This window comes from Ectobacillus sp. OTK (assembly GCF_059698935.1).
Genome location: NZ_AP048547.1, coordinates 1775124 through 1798568, shown reverse-complemented (window position 1 = coordinate 1798568; position 23445 = coordinate 1775124). Strand labels below are relative to the sequence as shown.

The window sequence follows — 23445 nt, the reverse complement described above, 5'->3', positions numbered from 1 at the left end:
TTACAAATTAGTTGTGACAATTTTTGTGTATAAATTTAACTTATCTTGGTCAATCCCAGCTGTAATAACTGCTAGACAATGTTTAATATACGCAGTGTCTCCTAATTTACTACGCAGCGGATGGTCCCAGTTAATATAAATTCTTTTTAGACTTGAATGAACTTCACAGAAAATTGTCGCTTTTTTCCCTTGTTTAAATACTACCTCATAGTTGATTCCACCTATATAAACGTTCCTTTGCCATATATCTGCACTTTTGTTCAGCAACAATTCTTTATTATAATAGTCTACTTTATACTCACCCTCGATATTATCAACTAACTTCACGATAAAGTTACTAAGTTTGCCTTCCGCCTTATATGAAACAGCAGGTTGAAGTAATAATTCATAGTTATCTTTATCTACAGCAAAATTATCTATAATAAATGGGTCCATAAAGAATTCTTCATTAATTAGAGCTCCTGCCTCAACGATAGCTTGGCGATGCCCTTCATACTTCTTCTTAAAATTATTTAAGCTTGCATTTGTCTCACTACGTGTAACAACGGCATCGATAATATCTCTCAATAGTCCAGCTGGTTTCTCTGGGTCTTCCCCAATTAGCCATTTCTTAATCATATTATAAGTCGGACTTTCTTTATAGAATCCTTCACGTCCGGGATTAATATCTGTAATTGCATCGATACCACTCAGGATATTAATTTCTCCTGAAATATATGATAAGGCTGCCTTAGTAGCACCAGATAAAACCTTATCTAATCCAAAAAATTGGGACTCACCAACAGCTACACCCTTAACTCGAAGTAAAATTCCTCGGCTTTCCGCTGGATAAATAACAGATTGTTGCCCAATTAAAAAACCTTTAATACAGTAATCGTTATTATTTTCATTAATAATGTAGTATAAATCGCGGTCTTCTATATCCGACATTGTATACTTTGGTTCAACAACATAACGTAATAACGGTTCTGTTTTATGAATGACCACGATATCCCCTGTGCTTTTATCTCTTTTATGAACAGGATAATGACATTGTACCGAAAATGTGCTTTCCCCTACTTCCGTTCGATAATAGTCCAACTCATCTGTAATAAATTCTTTTAATTCCTGTGGTAGATTATCACTTACTTTGGGCTGAACAGGGATAATCCGACTTAAATTCCATAGAAATTGAAAAATACCGTCTCTACTCTCAACATTCTTTGCTAACGGTTTTCCACTCTTTAACAGATCCGCCTTTGTTGTGTTGTTTATACCAACTAGTGTTAATTTTGTATAAGAATTGTTTTTTTGGTCTTCTTCAACCTTAGCAATACGTACTTTACAGAAATTTTGGATTTCTTCTAGGCTCGTACTTGAATCTAATGAGAATAACAAGTTAAAGTCAATTTCTGCATCTAATTCAAATGTTCTTGAATCAAAGGTATACCACACTTTTAATTGTGTTTCCGCGGTAGAATTCTCTAGTAAAAGACCTGAGTACTTTACAGAAACATCCAAATCATTATTGTCTGTTATTTTTTCAATGTTTATAAACTTGAGAATTTCCTCATCCTGAAAGCCATCAAGTAATATTTTAGAAAGGTCAAGGTGTTCATTTTTATTTACTTGAACTGTGATATATCCCCTAGATTTTTCTCCTTTCTTTGTTCTTATCAATAATTTCTCACAATATCTTGCTGGCGCTAGGAATCCAATTCCTTTACCACCAATACGAGGTCTGTTGTATCTTGGTGTTAACTCCGCTGAGCTCACTGTACTCTTGCCGATACGCAAGTATTTCTGAATAAATTCATATGGGTCCATACCCAGACCGTTATCATGTATCTCTAATTCATCGAAATCATCACTAAAACGCAATTCCACAGAAGTGGCATCAGCATCATAAGAGTTTGAAACAATCTCTTTTACAGCCTTCACAAATGGTTGATATACACCTGACAATTCACGTAATACTGTAGGACTTATACCTCCAAAACGTAAACTTTTACTGCTCTCTAATGACTGGTCTAATCTTGATGTTCCATTACTCATTCTTCATCCTCCGTACTCATCACAAATATTTCCCCATATTCTCCAACCCCAATTCTCAAAAGGAGTATATACGAAAAGTTCGTGGCCACAATATAATAGTGTCCGTTATTGGCATTAGGAATCTGCCATTCAAATCCATTATTGCTTACCATTTTGTTACTCTTAGGGTCAACAAAAAACAAACAATTCTTATATATACATCCATCATAAATGGAAGTGAAGTTAAAATTTTTATCGTTAACATGTACCCAATCACCAGTGATTCGCTTTATCTCAAATGGAAGATTAATCAATTCCTCCCTATAGTGTCCTGTCTCTATTTCTAGAGTACACAATAAGTTACCCGGCTTTAAAAAAAACATTTTATCATAGGTAGAAAATTGATACCACCATGACTTTACATCACCATTTCTCCATTCTGCTTCATGACTCGACCTTAAGTAAGTAACCCCTGTAACATTTATCGTAATACAGTCACTGTTTTTAAGTTTAACAACCAGATCATCTTCTAAAGGATAATCATTAAGGCTGAAAGTATTATTATTAAAATTAAAATAATACTTTCCAACCTTTAATAAGTTCTCCTTAATTCGTTGTGGGGTGAATCGGTATTTTTCATATAAAAGGGATCCCTTCCAAAGAGGAACGTTAGTTCTTGTCTTGTAATTATAACAACCAATCCTACTCGCCTGCAAATGTGAACGTGCATCTTCGATTTTTGCTAAATATATATTCTCACCTGAAACTCCGAGAATTGTTGTCCAATACACCTTTACGTTAACAAGAACTTTGAGGGTTTTTAAGTCATATACTAATAATTCTCTATCATTATTTTCGTTTTTTAAACATAAGCACAATAAGTTCTCGTTAAGCACTATTGAATTATTTACATCAAAGTAAGGAGGAATAACACCTTCCCAAATTTTTGAAAACTTAATCACATTTTTCATCCTTTTTTAAAACTTTAATATTGAATTATTATAACAAATGTGGATCCCCTTTAGTAAGAAAACAATCCTAAAACAAAAGAAAGTTTTTAAACAATAATTTGATATTAGAAAGGAAACATTATGGATACATTTTATAAAAAGAAGCGAATTGGAGGAGAATCGATAAAGGTCGTCCTTTCATTACCCTAAGAAATAATTGATTGTAAAAGGGAGCTTAAGGAGCTAGGGCTATGAATCTTTAAAATAAAACCACGAAATAAGCCTTCGTCTAAAGTTCGAAGGCTTATCTTCGCTTGAAAACGTAGTAGAAGCTCAACTACATCCTACTTATCTTATATCTCCCTGTACTATTTCATTGGTTTGTACTACATTCAATAACAAATAGTAGAAACTTCGCACGAGTATAGGCAACAAAATCAAGTTGAGTATTATCATAAGGACTTGTAGGGTCACAATGCTTCAAATAAATAACCACATCCGATTCTAGACCCTTATAGCCTTGAACGGTTCGGAAGAGAATTTTATTCTTATCTAGTTCTGACCTTTTTTGAATAAACGTAAATGGTCCTAAATTTTGATAACCCCCTAAAATGGAGTTTTCGAACCTCCTGTTTGAAAGTACCACGATGGATTTCTCAGGTACAAGTTCATTTAAAACAAGTCTCCTTAAATCATCTTCCAATTTTTTACGCGCATCTTTTTTTCTGCGAATTCTATGGTATTCAGGCTGAGTACCTGCGATGTTATTAATCTTAGTATAATAGCCTAAGCTCGTTTTCTCTTTTACCCATTTTGCAATCTCTGCAGTGTTTCTTAAGTTTTCACGTAATAACAAAGGTGGGTTCTCGATTAAAAAACCATTTTTGAAGTTACGATTAAATATGTTTTGTTCACTATCGTAGAAAACATAGAATGTTGATTTTATATCGTTTCTCAAAAATAAACGAGTAGTGCACGCCCATTCCTCGTTAAAGTCTTGAGCTTCATCTAGGATGATTGCATGATATTGCGGGAGGGAACTTATTCTTGAAAGAACGTCCCACAAGCCAGGCATCTCACTATCATGTACTAACATTTCGTAAGTCTTCTCGTCTACTACATCTTTTATTAACTGGTGAAATGTCTTACATATGATATTGTGAAAAGATTTAGTAGCATGAGATAGAAACTCTACTAATTCGCTATTATAACAAAGTAACAATACTTTATGTTGTTCACTTTTACTTGCTATTCTCATTGCTTTCTTTACGGCCATCCAAGTTTTTCCTGTTCCAGCACCACCTACAATAAAAGCCTGGTGATAGTTCTCTACGAAATCCAAGTAATTATCTTGAACACGGTTTAATAGCGTAAGCATTTCTTGTTGCCGGTTAATATTTGCACCAATCACCGCACTAACTGTAATTCTCCGATGAAGCATTTGAAGAAAATTCTCCTGAACTGCAGCAGAAATAAGTAACCTACCTGAACGCGTAGAAGACCAATAATGAAAGATTTCATTAATCCGCCTTTTTAGATTATTCATATCTGAGAAGTCAATGGTTAGATTTTTGGGAGCTTCTGTACCTAAATCATTACTTACATTAAACATAGGAAATGCGCACGCGAAACCATATGCCCCTGAAAAATGCACATTATATTGCTTATAATAATACTCCTTTAGAAAAAACATGCTCTCTTCGGCTTGTTTGTACGGACTCCTTTTTAGTATCCTCTTCTCACTCTCATCTAATAACAGTTCCCAAGTACCATTTAAATCTCTTTGAAGTGCTTTCCCTCCCTTCACCTCAATCGTAAGAAACCCAAAATCAGGGTCGAAAATTACAAAATCACTTTCACTATTTTCCCTACGACCATTTTGTGTATTGTACCAACTTACAGAATAAAACACTGATATTCGGTCGGGAAGCTGGATTTTTAATTGATTAAACATCATCTTTTCCGATTCTGTTACCTTAAGCAAATCAATACTATCAGGGTACATCTTTGCCATCTAGCACTCCTCCCAAAAACCATGCGTGCGCTTCCCTGATGTTTTGTCTACCCAACCAATCAACATTCGACGGTCTAGGTCTTTATTAAAGTGAACACATGAAACCTCATTAACTTGCAAGCAACCTGGGCATGAACGGTCCCGATCAATACAAACTGGGTCGAAAATACATTTTTCAAGGTCATCTTTTGTCGATTCAAGCCATTTATCAAAATATGCTTCAAATAAATTAAAGAGTGCCCCAATATTTGTTCCTTGTGAGTTCTGACAGTAAATTAAAACTGCTGGTATATTTGGGAAAATGTACTCCGACAATGAATTTTTATCTAGCCCACATAGATTAGCAGCTTGTTTCAATAGTGCATGACTCATCGAGTGGATTAAATTATACACATGGAACGTTATCTTCTCCATTTTTTCATCGATTGGTGAAAAAGTGGAAATCGCATTTGTGTGTACATGATTTAAAAACCAAATCTTCAATTCGGCTTCATTTTCTAAATCCGGAGCGTCTATCTCTGTAATAACTTCATTCTTTAGTAACCACTTAATAATCTTCGCACGGTCAAATTCAAATAGAATTCCCTCAGTGTCTAACTTTGCTGCATATACATTCTTTTTATTACGTGATTCAGCGGGAAATCCCATTAATACTGCCCCCTTTTGTGGATCAGTCTCTTTACGAGTATATCCATATGAGCATAGGATGAACGGAATATCTCCACTCGCTTGAACATGCCTAATTCCAAAATCTTGTGCTAGAGTATGGAATCTTTCTGGGTTAGCATTGGTATTAAGCTTCTTCGAGATATTAATTGCATCATCTAATGTAGATACATTCTGTCGTTTAGGATTCAGTACTGTATCGTATTCTAATATTTGAACAGCCAAGTCTTCTAGATACTTGTTACTGAGATTGAAAATTGATTGTTTAATCTCGGTAACAAGATGGTCCGAGCTAATTCCAGCGGGGCTAGCATCTAAAAACGTATTAGCAATCTGCTTTAATACCTCTAGAGGAATCCCAGGATGTTGAGCTTCTAACTGTTGTAACTTTTCGTTATATTCTTCATTAGAGATTGCCACACTTTTACTTTTTACCAGTTTTTTTAATTCATCCCTATTCAAACGTCCGAGCCAATAGCTCAGAAGGATTTCTGCCGCATCATCATCTTCTTGAAGGAATTGGTCTAATTCTATATCAACTAAGTCAATCATTGTTATACTAAATGGATAGTAGTTAGACATATCTAGAGCATTTTTAGTACGTAGCCCTTTATTACACGACGGGCATACCCTTTGGATCTCAATTTTTCTATTTTTTTCATGTTTACAGTAGTATGAAAAGTCCCCTCGATAATAGAGATTTTTATCCCCGTGATTTGGACAGGGAATTGGTTCCACAGGTCCACCCCAGCCACATTTACAGGCATATACAAGATTTAATTGCTTAATAGTGGATTTACAATCTATACAGACTTTTCTTGGATTTAAACGAGTAAACTGGTCTGACGTACGATAAGAATGTACCTTATAGCATTTACTACAGAAAAACGTTAATGGACTGATTTCTGTTATCACATCCGCGTTCAAACCTGGATCGGGCGTCCGAATTTCATACGTTGACTCATTAATCGGAAAAAGAAAATCCTTTACATCTCCTTTTTCCTTAAACTCATTTAGAACACTACCTACTCTTAATAAAACGCGATGCTTATTTAAAGCCTTATCTGACAGTATCCCACTATTCCAATTTTTTACGTATGCAGTATAAGCTGTACGATCTACTTTCTTATAAAAGTCTATCCAAGAATGGGGTAAATATTTATATAACGCTTGATTCAAACCTCTATTCATCTGATTATCTTTCAGTTCATTTTGACTCATTTAATATCTCACCACCCTATTTTAGTTCAATTATAATAGGGATATCTGTATCCCTTAAGCTCATCATAGGCCTTAAGAAACCTAATTTCTCTATTCCTTCAGTAATATACACGTCACGTTTTTCTTTTGGATTAAAGTTTTCTTGAACAATACGACTATAAAATTTATCAATTGCCCATTCAATCCATTCATCATATATTTTACCGATTGAATTTAGGTCACTTTGATATGCTTTTTTAAGATGATAGGTTACTTCTTCTTTCGGAAGCTTTCCTTGTTCAATAACCTTTCTTAAGTTACTCATCATATAAATATTTCCACATTCATTCTGAAGCTTAAAATCGTAATAATTAATAATAATTGCAGACAATATACCAGGAAACGTACGTTCAATCGCTTTACTTGCCCAACGATTAATTGGAACAGGCTCAACTAAAATATCCTTAAATTCATGAAATTTATTGAAGTTTTTCAAATAACTTAAATCTTTCTCCCGCGAAGGTCGCATAATCATAAATACAACACCGGGGTAATGACGCCCAACACGACTGTAAGCTTGAATATATTCTGCCGTATTTCCAGGCATTCCAAAAAAGAACATAATATTAAAACGGTCAGCATCAACACCGTGTGAAATCATGTTTGTTGCAGCGATCAAGTTTGGTCCTTTAAACACATCTGGTGTTGTTTCAACTTCCGCTAATACTTTACGTACATCCTGAAAACTATCGTCGCCTGTCATTTTTCGAGGGTCAAACGGTTGGACCCCTTCTTTTTCTAACTCAGTATTAATCGGGTCATCTAGTGCATTTAATATTTTATTTCCATCTAGCTTTACATTGTTATACTCCAAAAATATCCAATAATCTTCAAGTAATTTTAATGCTTCTCTTTTATCTTTTAGTTCTATTCCTTCGATTTGTAAAATAAGTTCTGGATTTTCATAATATTTCCATAAAGTTTGTTTCATGCTTTTTAAAGAATAGACTACACTATTGACGATAGCCTTCCCGAAAGGTGCATATCCTACAATTTTACGATGCAACTCCTCTTCATCAATATAAGCGTAGAAATTTCTATTTAAATAAGGAGAGGCACAAGGAAAACGTAAAGGTTCCTTAAGGTATAGATGCCAACACTGCTCTTTGTATGCTGAAATTGTTGCTGTTGCCCCAATTAACTTAATCTTCTTCCTCGATGGTGCTAAATGACGGATATAATATTGAGTAAAACCTTCGTAGTGAGCATCGTACACCCCTAATGATTCACGAATAAGATGTAGCTCATCTTGGATAAATAGTGTCGGTGATAAATCTTTTAATTGTATGCGATGAAGAAGTTCGTTACTTTTACAAACTTCTTTTTCTGTACATGTCTTCTTGCTACTATAACCATGTTTTTCACACTGATATTGAACATTGCCAAGAATATTTCGAAAGTCAGACTGTACCCCAATAGAAGCAAATTTATCAATCGTACTAATAATAACCGAGGGCAAATAGCGATAGATTTCACGGTCAACCATATAGAATGGGAGAATACCGCCAGATTCACATTCGTTATTATTACAACGATGAACGAGCCTGATTTCCTCTGGTAGATATTCAACCGAGACATCCTTTGAACGACAATAAGGACATATATCAATAACTTTATACTCCTCGGTAATTTCTTGTATAGACATTTCCTGAAATCGCTCAGCTATTGTTGTATTAATTTTATTGGGTGTATTATTATCTCCTACAAAATAACCTAAGGAAAACTCTTCTGTATCCTGGATGTCTGGCTCACAACGTCTAACTAACTCAGCCATCGCAAGTACATCTGCTAAGCGTTGTACTTGCTGAACTGAAAGTAAACGTAATGGATATTTAATAATTGCAGTTACCCCCGCAACTTTATCTCTCAATCTATCAAAGAATAATGTAAACAAGGTTATTCCTAGAAAAGCCTCTGTTTTCCCCCCACCTGTAGGGAAATACAATAAATCCACCCAATCAATAAAATGAGAAGCCATAGCTTGTTCACTATATTCACTTGTGCAAACATCAGGAATAAGAGAGACTATAAAGACGATTTGAAAAAGGCGCCATTTTTTATATCCTTTTGGTGATTTAGAAAATGATTTATTCATTAAAATAAACGCTTCTCTTATATTCGTATAGTCTCTAATTACACGAATACCATTTTCAAACCGCTTTTTCTCTATTTCAAAGTCATCAAGCTCAGCTTTGAATTGTTCTTGTCCTTTCTTAGTTAGTTGTTTGCTTGCAACTCTTTGCTCATAGTCAACACGCATTTCATCGTAAAACTTTTGCATCTCAGTTGCGACTAATTCTAATGTTCTAACTGGTTCTAAAATTAAATCATTAAAAGTTATTTCAATGTCATCCCTTGTCTTGAGTCTCTTCTGTTCATAGATTGGGATGTGTACTGTCCTAAGTGTATTACTATCTTCAATAATGCTACAATTATGCCCGATAGCATGTTGGATTTTCTCATACTTATAATCATCTTCAAAGTAAGGTAATTCTAGAGGTTCATATGCCCCGTTCGTTAGTTCGACTTCTAATCCAGAATTGAACAAAGAGTTAATTCGCACTTTATCTTTCTTATGTGAATCCTGGCCAGTTAAATTATAGATAGCCACAGCTACTTTATAATTGTTACTTGACCTCTTTATCTCACATTCAACAGCAAAATCCCATTTGGGAGCCTTAAATTCATTCCTATTTCGGTCTAGAAATGATTGCCATGTCCCTTCATTTATTAGATCCCTTACTTGAACATCTTCACGAATAATATGGTATGCTTGATAGTCTCGTTGTAATGATTGTTTTGCCTGGTCCAAGAAATTATTAAGTTTTGAGTTTCTATCTCTTTCTGTAGAATAATAACCATATTCAGTATCATTATTGTAGAAGTCCCGAAAATTAAGTTGGATTTTCAAATCTTCAACACTAACCTTTTGATAAACCGGAATAACCTCGCATGAATAATTCTCGTTTTTTAGCTTCAAATAACTCTGTAACGTTTGGATAGAATCAAATTGCTTTTGATATTGCTCAGATGCCTGTTTTAAAAATGCTGTACACTGCTCTTCGAAAGTTGGAAATACTCGATAAAAAAAGTCACCCTTTGGAATGACTACTAATTCTCCGTTTTGTAATGACTGGTTATTGATATAAAAGTCTATCCCCACACGCGAAATATTTGTTGTGGATGATTGTTCACTACTTTCAACTCCTAATGGAGAAAGCTTGCCAACAAGAAAAACTTCTTCAGGATGATTATTAACTACACGTGTCTTATTAGTTCCCTGGATCTCCTGTAAGTATTCATTAACTATATGATTCATAAAGATCTCTTTGTTTTTATTTTCCAATATACACACCTTCTTTCTTAATTTTTCTGTTTATCAGTCTAGAATAAGTGAAAGATATTTAAGTCAATAACAGGAACAAATAAGTATTATTTTGGTTAGCGGAATAATTTTCTTTTCTTAGTGCTACTCTAGCCTAAAAATTCCTTAACATCCGGAGAATAAGGTATTTAATAACTTACCAACTAAATTATCATACTGTTCTGCATCAAGAAGATATTTACGCAGCTGCAAAAAATACAGACTCTGGATCACGCTTTCACGGTCATTATTTCGCACTCTAAGATTCCGTGTGTTCTGTTTTGCTTCTACAAAGAATTCACCTAACACATCTTCTACCAATGAAATAGAATACATAAATTTTGGTGTTGAAGCCTTAATATTTAGCAAAACTATAAACTCTTCAATATATTCTAATTTTGACAGGTGTGAAAGTTTTAAAATTTTAAGATAATTCTCACAATAGAGACTGTAATTCGGTAAAAAGCGTTGGATTGCATCAAATTGTACCCCTATTTCATCATAGTCCCAATGTTGCTCCATTGTCTTTACATAATCCTCAAATAACTTAAGTAGTATAAAGTTTTCTTTACTTAATTCAACTTGTAATTGCTCCATCTCGGTATGGTCACTAAAAATTCCAATTGAATACTCACGTTTTGTCAAAGCATCAGGGGTTTCCTTATCCTGTGAGTTAAGAACCATAGACCTTTGAGCATTTATTTCCACATGCTGAATGTAATCTTTAGAAATCACTGTTTCTGCTGTACAACTGCCAGGTCCTAGAATCCCTTCAAGGCTTATTAAACTGTCCTTAACCTTTAAGTATTCGCCAACAATTATCGGTCCTTTAATAAGTAAATCTTTACCCACTAAACACTTCTCAGTATCAATTGAAAAAGCTAGTATATCGCCTCCAGCCTCAACGCTTTTGCACTTTAAGTCTCCAGTAACTTGTATAGTCCCATTTACAGTTATGCTATCTGAGCTAATATTTCCGAAGACATATATGTTTCGCTTAACATGAATTCTCTTAACTTGTACATTCCCTAATACATATAAGTCGTAATCTGCTACAATACTTTCGCTGGTAAGCCCCCCAATTATGACCATACTTGATTCGAAATGAACAAATTCTTGGGGAATTTTATCTGCAAAAACTACATCATAACCTAATGATGCTAAGAAAGACTTCTGTGATAATTCAATCTTATTTATCATACGGCTCCTTCTCTTTCATTGCATTTAATAATATCTTTGAATAAATATTTGATTGGTCATGAGATAAAATAACGTATAGGAAATCTCGAGCTCGTGTCATTCCTGTATATAACTGGTTTACATTTTTAAAGAATTCTTCTCTTCGAACCATACGAATCTCTTCCGTAATACTTTCTTCAATTAAATGTTGTTCTTCATATGCTTGCTCATAATGCCCTAATGGAAGTAACCCACAAATAATAACCGCTTGAAAATCGAGACCTAATGCAGATTCAATAGTACAAATAGATACACCCTTTCGTTCACCGTATCTTACATAATGTTCATCATCATTTAAAAGAGGGGTGCAATCTATACCTCTTCGATTAAACTCATCTGTTAACCATTTCAGAATATAATATTTCTTCGTTCTATATTGCCTTTGCGGTATAAGGATAGCAATTTGTGAGAGGGGAATTCCATGGTTACTTTCTAACTCATCAATTGCCCTAAAGACTTCTTGTACCTCTTTAACACGGCTGGAACAAATTATTTTCGGTTCATATCCATGTCTAACAGCTTTTCCACGCAAAAAGAGGTCTTCCCGTTTACTAACATCAATTTCAAAGGTTTGTAGATATTGTTTAGTTTCTCTGACAAATCCATTTATATAATTGTTTATTTCAATGCAGTTGCGGTAGTTCTTTTCGATCCTAACTGTACTTCCTCTAAACGTTGGAAATCCGTCTTTTTCGACTTGCCAAGGGGCTAAACCTTTTGCAATATTATTATTGACATTCTGGGACTTGTCACCCGCAATTACAAACAAGTGTTTATCTTTACTTTTTGAAACCAACATATTGTAACAAAATTCATACCATTCTTTCTTAAAGACCTGCACTTCATCAATAAAAATGGCATCATACTCAGGTTTGATTTTTCCACTCTTAAACTGTTGAAGAGCATAAGAAAAAATCTGGTCATAATCGTCCGTTCCAAAATTTAGAGATGTCCTATTTATATTAAAATAATCTAGTAGATATAAACAAAAACTATGAAATGTACGGCACTCAAGATTTCTATTTGTAAATCCAGCCACATCTATTCTCCACATATAATACTGGGCAAGATTTTTATTAAAGCAAGTAACTAGTACCTTTTTATCGGGATAAGCACTTGCAAATCTTAGAGCTTTTGACAATAAAATAGAACTTTTACCACTACCTGCACAAGCTAATAGTAAGTGGTCATTTGTATTAAATTGGTTAATTAAATCTATTTGGTCACTATCTAATGATAATGCTTGTGCTATCTGATGTTTATTCGTAATACTTAGGTACTCGTGCTTTATATCAGAGACAATATCGATATCATTCTTAGGGACGAGCTTTTCTACATTTAATGGGATATAGTATTCTGGCGCTATTATGAATCCTAGATGATTCATCACTTCTTCTGCAAGGTCCTGTTCATGACTAAACTTACTTAATAAAAAATTATTTAAGCTGTCTTCTTCTTTGAGAAACCTAGCAATGTCTTCTTTGAATATATAATTGTATGAATCTGTATTGGAGGTAGTCATTCTATCGGCATCCGGAAACGCATAAATCCAGTTAACATTTACAATAATTTCCCCATCACTATTCACAAGCCTCCTCTCTCTTTGGAGCTTCTTACGAAGAATAGCTTCCTGCGGTGTCCACATATTAGGTTTTAAAAGCTGTATAGTAGAGACTACATTTTCAGTACCGATTCCTTCATTGAACACTATGCAGACAAGTCCGATGGAACGGTGAAGGATTAGTAAAAAGGTAGGAATTGGGCCACCTGTAGGGTTTAGTTCTAAAAAACCCTTGAAGTCATCACCCAGTCTTTTTTTACAAATCATTAAAAACATCTTCTTACTTGAAGACAGATTAAGGCTACTGTAATCTGTTGGTACTAGCTGCATAATTTACTTCCACCTCATCTTTGTCTAACGCCAAAAACATTACTTAATTTCTTATACATATGAGCAAGTAGCTCCTCTTCATTTTCAAGTTCATATTTTCTAAAGAACGTTCTAATAGATTTAGTCATAATCTCATAAACTTGTTTTTCGCTTGGTTTAAAATCAATTTCAACTTGGTTTTCTTTTTTTACTTCTGCTTCCTCTAACTTTTTCTTCTCTTGATTAAGTTGGTTAATTACGTGTGTTGCCTTTTTTATCTTGTCCTTTGAAAGTACGGATTTGTTTGTTTGTACCTTCTTTTCGAGTTTTTTTACTTTATCCTCAATCTCTTTTTCTTTTTGTTTAATCATTTCTATCGGAAGAGATGATTGTTGAAAGCTCTGTACATCTCTAACTAATTTTTCCACTTTCTCAATTTCTTTTTCAACAGAGTTACTTTGAGATGTTTTGTTCGCTATTTTATCCAAATTTTTTCCAATCTGTTCCCTCAATTGAGTGTATAGTTGATTCCGAGCAGAATTGCTTTCAAACTGGTCGCGAGCTGAAGTTGGAATTAGCTCTTCATCTATGACATAGATTTCACCTGCAAACCATGCAGCTAGAAATAGTCGCCCAGATGTAAATAGAACTGGTGTTAATATTTCCTTGTCTCCAATCATAAAACCCTTATAACTTACACGTATATTCTTTATGTGTTCGTTTGAAATTCCTTTTGATTTCTGTCCGTTCTGCATAACCCATCCAAATGCGATTAAATCTCTCTCTGCTTCAGCATCTTTATACACTTTGTAGAAAGTTAAACCTGACAAGCCATCTTTATCATGATAAGGTTTAAATACTTTCTTCATATTTAAATAGATGTCAACAGTTCGAAAATTCTCAATATTATGTTCTAAATTTTCAGTTATTATTTGCGCCTGCTTAAATACTTGATGGTCAAACTTAACAGGCATAACCTGTGAAATATGCTGTCGTAATACCTCTTCATCAAGTAATTCACTTGCATGTTCTTTGATATCGTGTAAAATAACTTTTGTATAATGTGCATTAGCATCTTCTGGATATTCTTCGATGAGTGTAAACTCTTCAATTAGTTCCTCTAATGGATAGTTTTCACCTATTTTTTTTCCTGTAACAACTTTAGACAGCATTTTAGAAGCTTCAAACTTTATGCGATATTGGAACGGAATATTTATTTTAGATGTAATTACCTCTAAATCAGTAGCAACACTTAATCCTGCTAACTTTCCAATACCACGAAAACCTGTATTCTTTGTTGTGACTTTTTCTGAATAGCCAAAATATCGATATTTCTCAACAACCCGACGGTCCATCCCTATACCTGTATCATGAATAATAATTGATTTACCTTCTATGCTAATGTATATTTCTTCGGAAGCAGGGTATCCTAGTTCACGTAATGCTTGTATTGCATCGTAGCTATTTTGAACATACTCTCTTAAGACATCTAAATTATTTGGATATAAACCAGAAGTTAATACTTCTAATACATATCCGTAAACATGGTTACTCTGTGCATTTATACTCATCTTATAGATTTCTCCTCAATAAGGCTTGTTGATTACATAATTACTAAATCAATTATAAATGATCTTTAGATTAACGGTGTATTAAATTCGAATTTTCAGTTGGATTTCTTTAACTTTTATTGCATATTTACAGAAGCGCTCTTTTATTAAACATAACCGTTAATATTATATCAAAATACAAAAAAATCTTCTCTCTTCAATCGATGAAGGTTAATTATATTTGGTATGAATATGATATTGATGTAAATGGTTATTGCTAAAGGTTTTTCAAATAATTCCCTAAAATCAATTAATTATAATATAGAACTGTTTATTCATTTTTCATACAAACTTCTTGATATTTATCATCACCTATAGCTCATCCATTATTCTAAAAATAAAAAAGATGTGTAGGGTTAATTATAGCTCTTCAAACTTTGTGGCTTGATGTGAACGTATAATTGGTCACACCTTAAATGGGAAGTTATCGTATACTGCTATGTGTATAATAAATGGGCTGATAGAGGCTTTGACACCTTTCATCCAAAAGTATAAATACAAAAAAATAATAATTTATTTAAATTCCGATATATAAATATCCATCAGTTACCGCTGCAAAAGAAAATTAAGAGGAGAGAACAAGAGGCATACATATACTTAAGCAAGATACCATTGCACAGGGATACATAACTCTTACGTATTTTGGATTACAGAGTTACAATCTAGATGGATTGAAAGACAAGGCGGTCATCCTAAGCACATACCACATGTTGCAATTATCATTAACAGGTTCATATCCCCCAGAAGAAGCGTTGTTGGCGCCCGATAATCCTGTCACTTTTACATTTCATTAGATGCCTTATCCTTGTTTAAAAGACAGGAAAATTAGAATAAATCACTTAATAGCCTTCCATTTATAACAAGAAACAACTATTTCCTTACAACTCAATTAATTATATTTGATACCTTTAGTGAAAAAATCAACCTTAACTGGCAATAAGGGCGCTCATTATTAAATTGCTTAACTGACTTTTAATTTGAATGGCTTTTTACAACATTTGAAAAAAATGACTACGGTATTGATGTCTATGCTGAAACAGTGAAAGATGAGAAAGCAACAGATCATGTTCTTGTATTGACTTGAAGTCAAAGTGTATTTATCAAGGAGGAAAACTTTTTAAGAAAGGGTACATAAATATTGATGGAGGCCAAGAGGGGTGTGTAAGAAAACTTTATTATGTTATATTCTAATATTAGATATTTGAACTGCTTGGGGGGGAATCTCATGCTCAAGGGGATATTTGAGCCTAGTGACGACCTGCTTATTATCTAGCTGCGAGAATAAGGCAATTGTCATCCCTTATATTTCCTGGCATTATCATATACTAAATTGAAAAAAGCCTACACCCTCCTCTTGTAAAAAGGCGGGCATAGGCTCTTTGTTTTATCGGATAGGCTTCCCTATGAAATTTTTAGTGTATCTAAATCATGTGCATCTCGCGCAATTACTTTGCATAAGCGTTCTAACTCACTCTGATTATCAATGTTGAGTCGACTCACCCGCTCGTTGCGACTTACTAGATAATCCATTAGATTGCCTAAATCCTCGTTTTCCTTGCAATCAATCTGCCTGAATAAAAGATGAACATTAGCATCACCATCAATATTTTCCAACATAAACTTGGTTTTCGCAAACCACTCCGTATTCTTTGCAGAGCTATGAAGGACTGGTACTGCTTGCATATAGTTCCATACACCGTTCTTATAGGCAAAATCGATATTTAACTTCAGATTATTTGGTCCTTCAATTGGAGTAATAACAAAATCTGAAGCCACCTTCTTATGTAATAACTGTTTTTCTTCAAAAATATTCCTAATATACTTCTTGGCACCTACTTGTGCATTATTTTGGTTTGCATATTTCTTACCAACATATGTCTCAAAAATTTTATTGAATAACAAATCCATATCTGCAGTTAATGCGTACTTAGGACGTGTTAGATATAATGGACTTTTCTCATAGTAAACAGCAAGTTTTTGAAGAAAATCTTCGTCTATTGCGGGCGCAACCTGCAGTGAGCCAACAGCTCCAAACAGGTTTGAAACACAATTCTGTAAGTAATACTCTAATATGTCTCTAAACGACTTATATGTACTTATATCAACTTGAGAATTTGTTACAGCTCGAATTTTAGCTGAATTTTCCTCAAGCATACGATAGCGAATCACAACAGAATCCTCAATAGAATGCAGAATGAGACCAACATTTATAACTTCGCCTGTTAGTTGGTCAGGACAATACCTAACTATACTGTACCAGCTTGCTTTTCTTCCTTCCACTGCAGCGCACCTCCCCTGAAATTTGTAAATGCCCTTCTTTCAGCCAGACGTTGAAGAATATGTCGAACTAAATCCTTCTGTCTTAGTAAATAATGTGCGTAATAAGATACCTGAGCATTCTTTTCCACATACCATGATTCTGGTATATTATTAAGCCATTGAAGGACTTGTTCTTCGTTTATCCCTTCTATCATAGACACGATGTCTTGAAAGGAATGATATTGCAAATCATCCAAATTAATTTTCTCTTCCACAGCACGAAAAACCTCTCCAAGACCATTTGCATTTTGCAATCCGTTAATTTTATTTAAATTGAGAACAAAATTAACGAAAGATTCGATGTACTCCAAATTTGACTTAGGAGCAGAAAGTCCTTGTATCTTGTTTCCATCCCATAGCGGTCCAAAGAAAGCATGTCCATGATCTATACCATAGATTTTTCTTCCCTCCGAAGTGTTGGCAATGAGCAAATTTCCAGTATTATCATAGCGGTCAAAGTTGGCAATAAGAATATCAAATGCAACAATCCGCGCAATGTCCTCAGGATTAACAATTTTGTTAAAGAATTGTTTCCAATTTCTTTTAATATGAGATTTTCCCATAGCCATCAAAAGTCGATAGTTCTCTTGCAAGTTCTCCTCTGTTTCAGGTAACTCTTGCGAAGCAAAATGAATCCCCTCCTGAAATCTATGTACAAATACAATCTCTGGGTCGTTTTCCAGGAATGCTTGGTCAATATGAGCAATTGCAACATCCGGCACTGGGACTTTTAAGTATTTGGCAATTTGAGCACTCAATAACTCATTCAGAAACATACAGTCAAAAGTAGTTAATTTCCCATTATGTGTAACCTTCTGTGTTTTTAACACATAACGCTCCATGTCATCCCCTATAACAAGCGCTGGATCACTTATCCCCTGTCCAAGAAATTTTAAGAATGTATCTACGTTTATTTTCTTTATCACTTACATCCTCCTCTTCCCGCCCTAATACACTAATTTTAGACAAAATATACGAGGTAATCAATCAATTCATAAGAAATTAACAGCACTAGAACGTGCAGGAGACATTTGGGTATTAAGGTTCAGCATGTAAGGATAGACATTAAAATAATATATATAAAATTAATAACAGTTGCGTTTAAGAATGAAGTTCTAAGTTGTGCAAAAGAACTTGTATTAGGAGTAAGCTGATTTTTTGAAGCGCACTTCTGTGTTTCTCGAGCTGGTAGGAACATAACCGTAGAGAAAACGAGGTCTGCTTTGAGTTTTTATTGAACACAACAACTTAAAAACAGTTCCTAGTACAACATGTTGGTTCTCAGCTTTGTAGAGTTCATATTTGTATAAATAGCTTAGCGTTCTCTGTTACAATAACAAATATTCTTTGAGGTTTATTTAGGATTCAAATAAAAAATAACCCCCAACACATCCTACTCCATCTCAACCCAACGACAAATTTAATAAAATCAGGCTTTTCATACTAAATCTGTTATAACCCTACGATCACCATGGCTTTGCGAGGGCGGATGTCGCTCGTTCACGTTCAAACCCATTCGGAGTTATTCATACATATTCTCTCGGCCAATACCATTGTCTATATGGAGATAAATTTCGTCTCCCCCGCAATCCATTCTCACAGATATACTTCACCAGATTATACGTATCTTCTCCTGAATCGCGATTCTGGGACAAGATGTGTACTTGACGATTGTCTAAATAGAAGACAGCAGCCTACACTTGCCTTGCGATGGTAAAGCCTTCTGGACAGTCTCTTAGCTCACCCACATACAGATTGATTTTTTTCTTTTCTAAAACCGTATGCTATAGCGTCCTTTCCATCATCACTTGGTGCATCTGTGTTTAAGAAGGAGAACTCGAAATTCCTAACTATTCCTTTAACTATCTGATTTCTAAAGGCTGGTTTATATTGCTGGGATTTCATCTGCTTCAGAAATATATAAGACCCTCTCAGAAATACATTAGTTTTAACTCTTCTGAGCAAAATACACAGGAATAGCTTCTGTGCTTTTAAGCACCTCTTCGACTCTCTATAGATGACTAAAGGATAAAACGAACAATATTTCCTAATAATACCAAATATACTTATCCTTAGACGACAGGTAATTCATATGCAGCTGATCAACAAACTGAAGCAGCTTCAAGACAAGCTCAACGACCTAAATCAAAATAATAAAAATATCAAGCTCACCCGCCTGAATAAATCTTATATAGACCTTTCTGCAATGCCGGAACAACAATCCCAGTCCGCTATTGATCTTATCCGTTCCCTTATCAGCCAGACAAGCGTGGGAAAATTTCGGGTTACCAATACTAAAAGCTCTTCCATGGAAGAAATAAAATGGACCAACAGCTTTAAAAATCTGAAAAAGGAATGGGAAGACCATTACGCCAAAACCGGTGCACGCGATTTATACATCGGTTTTCCTTTCCTATCTGGCACACTGCAAGACGGCACGCGTGTTCATGCCCCCCTCTTATACCACTCTGTGGAGCTGACAAAGCACGGGGGAGAATGGTTTCTATCTTCCGAAGAAGACAGCGAAGTATTCTGGAACCGTACTTTAATTTTGGCCATTCAACAAAGCAATGAAACGTCTATCCCGGAGACACGCTTGGAACAAGCTCTTCTCTTCTCCGATTTTTTCAACCTGCAGGAGTATGCTATAAAACTTTGGGAGATGGGGCTGCAGATTCACTCTCCCCTACCTAATCATGTAAATGCCTTCGTTCCGCTAGAGAAGTATCTGGAAGAGTTAGAAGGGTCTTACAAAAAGGTCTTTTCATTACAGAAGACGGCACCTTTGGCAATTGTGGCTCATGCCATTTTAGGTCAGTTTCATCAAGGTAAAAGAGGAATTGCTAAGGACTATCAATCTTTAATTAGGAGCATAGAAAGTGGCGAACAAAGCAAACTGATTTCGTTGCTGTTAGATGGAACTGAACTAGAGCATGAGGAAACAAACACAAAGCGTATTAGTCATGTAGACGAAGGTCCTGAAGAAGATAATTTCTTCTTGCTCAGTACGGATACTTCACAGGAAGAAGCTATACTGGCTGCTCGCTATGAGCACGCGCTTGTCATTGACGGTCCGCCGGGCTTTGTATGACAAGCTGGTGCAGCGGCTCATCAATTCTGCGGAGGCAAATTGGGAGCAGGCAAGAGATGAATATAAGGAGTGCTCTCAAGAAATTGCTGAAAAAACCACCTATTTGAATAGCATTGCCAGAACGCTGTGGAATCCTCAGCAGAACGGACTTTCACTGTTTGAAATGTATAACCGGCACTTCTCCTACCGCGGCAAGGAAACCCGGCTTCGCCTTCCTTCAGAAGCGTACAACTTAACGGTTGCCGACCTGAAAGCAATGAAGGAAAAACTGGAGAAGCTAGGGCGCTATGCAGCACGCTATTATCATAAAGATCACCCCTGGGCCGAGCGGAACAGCTTCTCTGCCATGACGTTGGAGCAACGGAATTACTGGCTGGAAACGATGGACAGCCTGCTTGCATGGGAGCAGCAAAAAGCAGATTTGCTTCGGCTGTTTGAAGAAATGAACGTACCCAGCAGCTACCTGCAGCACCACAAGTCCTCAATCGAAAAGGGACGAGCTCTCTTGCAGGGAGCCATTAGAAACAAGTTCCTTGCCAAATGGCGCTGGAATCAGTGGACGCGCAAGCACCAGACATTTGCAGCACAGTTGGGCGGTACGTCAGAACTGGAATGGGACAAGCTGGCTGTACAGTTTGACAACATTCAAACTTGTTACAGCACTTATGAGCAAATTGAACTAGGAATAAGAAACTTTGAATCCCTGTTGCCAAAATCGATGATAAATACCAAAATAGCGGAATTGCATGAGGATAAGTCACAGGAAGAGTGGCTACGAGAATTGCGCCGCACTCTTCAGGAAGACTGGGATTCCTTAAAGCAAGCAGATTTGGAGCGAGACAGTCTCTCCCGCACAGTCCGTTCCGTTTATGAAAAGTGCATGCAGGAGTTTCCCCCATCCCCAGGCCATGCTATTGGAACACAGTGGTGGGAACAGGTGGAGCAGGCATATTTAGAGTACTGGATTCATCAGACAGAAGATACTAATCCGGCTGTTAGAGATATTTCAGAAGGAGAGCATGAACTGCACCGAAGCCGATATGGAGAACTGCTGAAGCAAAAGCAAGGATTGGCCGCAGCTTACCTGCGCCTGAAGCTACAACAGGGAATGCAGGAACTAGATGCTAAAAAGTACTTAGACATATCCAATCAGTGCAATAAAAAGACAAGAGTTATGCCTATCCGCCAGCTCCTGTCATCTTCCCCTGAGGTTATCTCAAAAATTGTACCTGTATGGCTTGTCTCCCCAGAAACAGCCAGTACAATTTTTCCGCTTCAGAAGGACTTGTTTGACCTCGTAATTTTTGACGAGGCCAGCCAATGTCCTCCAGAAAACGGCATCCCTGCTCTCTTCCGGAGCAAAAGGGCAGTAATTGCAGGCGACGATAAACAACTCCCGCCGACAAGAGTAGGAAGAAAAAGTTATTTAATGGAAGAAGATGACGAGAACTATATTGAAGAAATTCAAACAGCAGAGTCCCTGCTCACCTTGGCGGCTCGGACGTGCAAACGAAAGCCGCTGCAGTGGCATTACCGTTCTAAGTTTGAAGAACTAATCAACTTCTCCAATCATGCTTTTTACAAAAATATTCAGGTAGCGCCAAACGTAGTACCAATTCAGGACCCTCCAGCCATTCAATGGTTTCACGTAAAAAATGGTACCTGGGTGAACAACAGTAATATGGAAGAGGCAAAAAAGGTTGTAGATTTAATAGCTGACCATTATATGAATCAGAGACCTCAATCTCTAGGTGTTGTAGCCATGAATGGGCAACAGGCTGAACTGATTGAAACCCTGATAAAACGCCGCGCAGCAGAGGATGCGGCACTCGGCTCCGCATATGCGCAGGTTAATAGTCAAGAGCTTGATAAAAGACTGCTCATCCGCAACATTGAAAACATCCAAGGGGATGAACGGGATATTATTATCTTTTCCATCACATATGCCCCGGATATACAAGGAGAGATGTATGCGAGATTCGGGCTCCTTAGCCGAGCGGGAGGAGAAAACCGCTTAAACGTAGCCATCACCCGCGCCAAGGAAGCCGTCTGGATTGTTTCATCCATCCTACCAACAGAACTGCCTGGGAATGAGCAAAACAAGTCTATCTACTTTTTCAAGCGCTATCTGGAGTATACGTATGCCATTTCCCAGCGTAACCTGCAAGGAGCACGCGCAGTGCTTGCCAATTTGAATGCTGACTACAAAATGCAACTGAGCGGTCTAGGTCCGCCGGAATTCGACAGTCCGCTTGAACAAGAAGTGTATGAAGCGCTTTCAGCCAAAGGATATCTTTTGCATACGCAAGTTGGGGCATCTGGTTACCGAATTGACATGGCTGTTGTTCATCCGAATGACTCGAGACGATATGTGTTAGGGATTGAGTGTGACGGAGCGATGTACCACAGTTCTAAGACGGCGCGGGAGCGAGATGCTGTGAGACAAGATTTTTTAGAGAAACGCGGATGGAAAATTGAGCGAATTTGGAGCCGAAACTGGTGGAAGCGCCCGGAAGAGGAATTGGCGAGGATTGAAAGAAAGATAGTGGAGTTAATGAGAATAAATGAGGATGGGGCGAGTTCGTAAGGAGCTGAAAAACACTCTACTTGCTTGTATGTTGCACAAGAATTACTTCCTATAAGTTTGTCACAGGATTTCCCTTGCAGTTTTTCTGTTTAGTGAAATTGATGAAAAAAGCTCTTTCTAAATTTCTATCGAAAGGGCTTCCCTCATCATAACCGACAGCACTCACTTTCGGGCACAAGCTGAAAAGAAAAACGAAAAATTATTTGTAGGCATTAGCGTCTTTCAAGCAATACCTAATATTAGAAGCATTCGGGATTGTGTGGACTCTAATAGCGGCTGTCATCGTCAGCAGCAACGCCTATAATACTTTTTCCACAAGGGGAGTCAACGTGAACATCACCAACCGAGCGAGATTTAAATACGGAATCGCGCAAGCTGCATAGGCTAAAAGTGGATGGCTTGATTAATGGGGAGAAGTTCCAGATACAAAAAAGATTATGGATTACCATTACCATGTAAAAA

At 36.2% G+C, this 23445-nt stretch carries 12 protein-coding genes; 2 read left to right on the top strand and 10 right to left on the bottom strand.

From position 1 onward, the window contains the following. The 10 genes from AC6HZ4_RS08745 to AC6HZ4_RS08700 form a co-directional block, all read right to left on the bottom strand. Entirely contained in the window at positions 1-2034 is a 2034-nt protein-coding gene (locus AC6HZ4_RS08745; RefSeq protein ID WP_497494587.1) for an ATP-binding protein, read from the bottom strand. Next, a complete protein-coding gene (locus AC6HZ4_RS08740) occupies positions 2031-2975 on the bottom strand; it encodes a hypothetical protein (RefSeq protein ID WP_497494586.1) in 945 nt (314 codons plus the stop codon). Before AC6HZ4_RS08740 ends, AC6HZ4_RS08745 begins: the two co-directional genes overlap by 4 nt. Positions 2976-3336: 361 nt before the next feature. Further along, positions 3337-4977: a PhoH family protein gene (locus AC6HZ4_RS08735; protein WP_497494585.1), complete on the bottom strand. Its 1641-nt coding sequence runs from the start codon at positions 4975-4977 to the stop codon at positions 3337-3339. Continuing rightward, positions 4978-6864 (bottom strand): DUF1998 domain-containing protein, encoded by a 1887-nt coding sequence (locus AC6HZ4_RS08730; RefSeq protein ID WP_497494584.1) that lies wholly within the window; start codon positions 6862-6864, stop codon positions 4978-4980. Between the two features lie 16 nt (positions 6865-6880). Beyond that, complete coding sequence (locus AC6HZ4_RS08725) at positions 6881-10249, bottom strand: helicase-related protein (protein ID WP_497494583.1); 3369 nt, start codon at positions 10247-10249, stop codon at positions 6881-6883. Between the two features lie 144 nt (positions 10250-10393). Further along, positions 10394-11467: a hypothetical protein gene (locus tag AC6HZ4_RS08720; protein ID WP_497494582.1), complete on the bottom strand. Its 1074-nt coding sequence runs from the start codon at positions 11465-11467 to the stop codon at positions 10394-10396. Further along, positions 11457-13397 carry a UvrD-helicase domain-containing protein gene (locus tag AC6HZ4_RS08715; protein WP_497494581.1) on the bottom strand — a complete coding sequence of 647 codons (1941 nt, stop codon included), beginning with the start codon at positions 13395-13397 and terminating at the stop codon, positions 11457-11459. The genes AC6HZ4_RS08720 and AC6HZ4_RS08715 overlap by 11 nt, the downstream gene beginning before the upstream one ends. A 14-nt stretch (positions 13398-13411) precedes the next feature. Further along, positions 13412-14947, bottom strand: coding sequence for an ATP-binding protein (locus AC6HZ4_RS08710; protein ID WP_497494580.1), 1536 nt, complete (start codon positions 14945-14947; stop codon positions 13412-13414). Between the two features lie 1440 nt (positions 14948-16387). Further along, positions 16388-17266 carry a DUF3037 domain-containing protein gene (locus AC6HZ4_RS08705; protein WP_497494579.1) on the bottom strand — a complete coding sequence of 293 codons (879 nt, stop codon included), beginning with the start codon at positions 17264-17266 and terminating at the stop codon, positions 16388-16390. Continuing rightward, positions 17233-18231: a HipA family kinase gene (locus tag AC6HZ4_RS08700; RefSeq protein ID WP_497494578.1), complete on the bottom strand. Its 999-nt coding sequence runs from the start codon at positions 18229-18231 to the stop codon at positions 17233-17235. Before AC6HZ4_RS08700 ends, AC6HZ4_RS08705 begins: the two co-directional genes overlap by 34 nt. 1166 nt (positions 18232-19397) lie before the next feature. Here AC6HZ4_RS08700 and AC6HZ4_RS08695 point away from each other — a divergent pair. Continuing rightward, positions 19398-20396, top strand: coding sequence for a DUF4011 domain-containing protein (locus AC6HZ4_RS08695; protein ID WP_497494577.1), 999 nt, complete (start codon positions 19398-19400; stop codon positions 20394-20396). Continuing rightward, a complete protein-coding gene (locus AC6HZ4_RS08690; RefSeq protein WP_497494576.1) occupies positions 20365-22983 on the top strand; it encodes a PDDEXK-like endonuclease domain-containing protein in 2619 nt (872 codons plus the stop codon). The genes AC6HZ4_RS08695 and AC6HZ4_RS08690 overlap by 32 nt, the downstream gene beginning before the upstream one ends. The last annotated feature ends 462 nt before the right edge of the window (positions 22984-23445 follow it).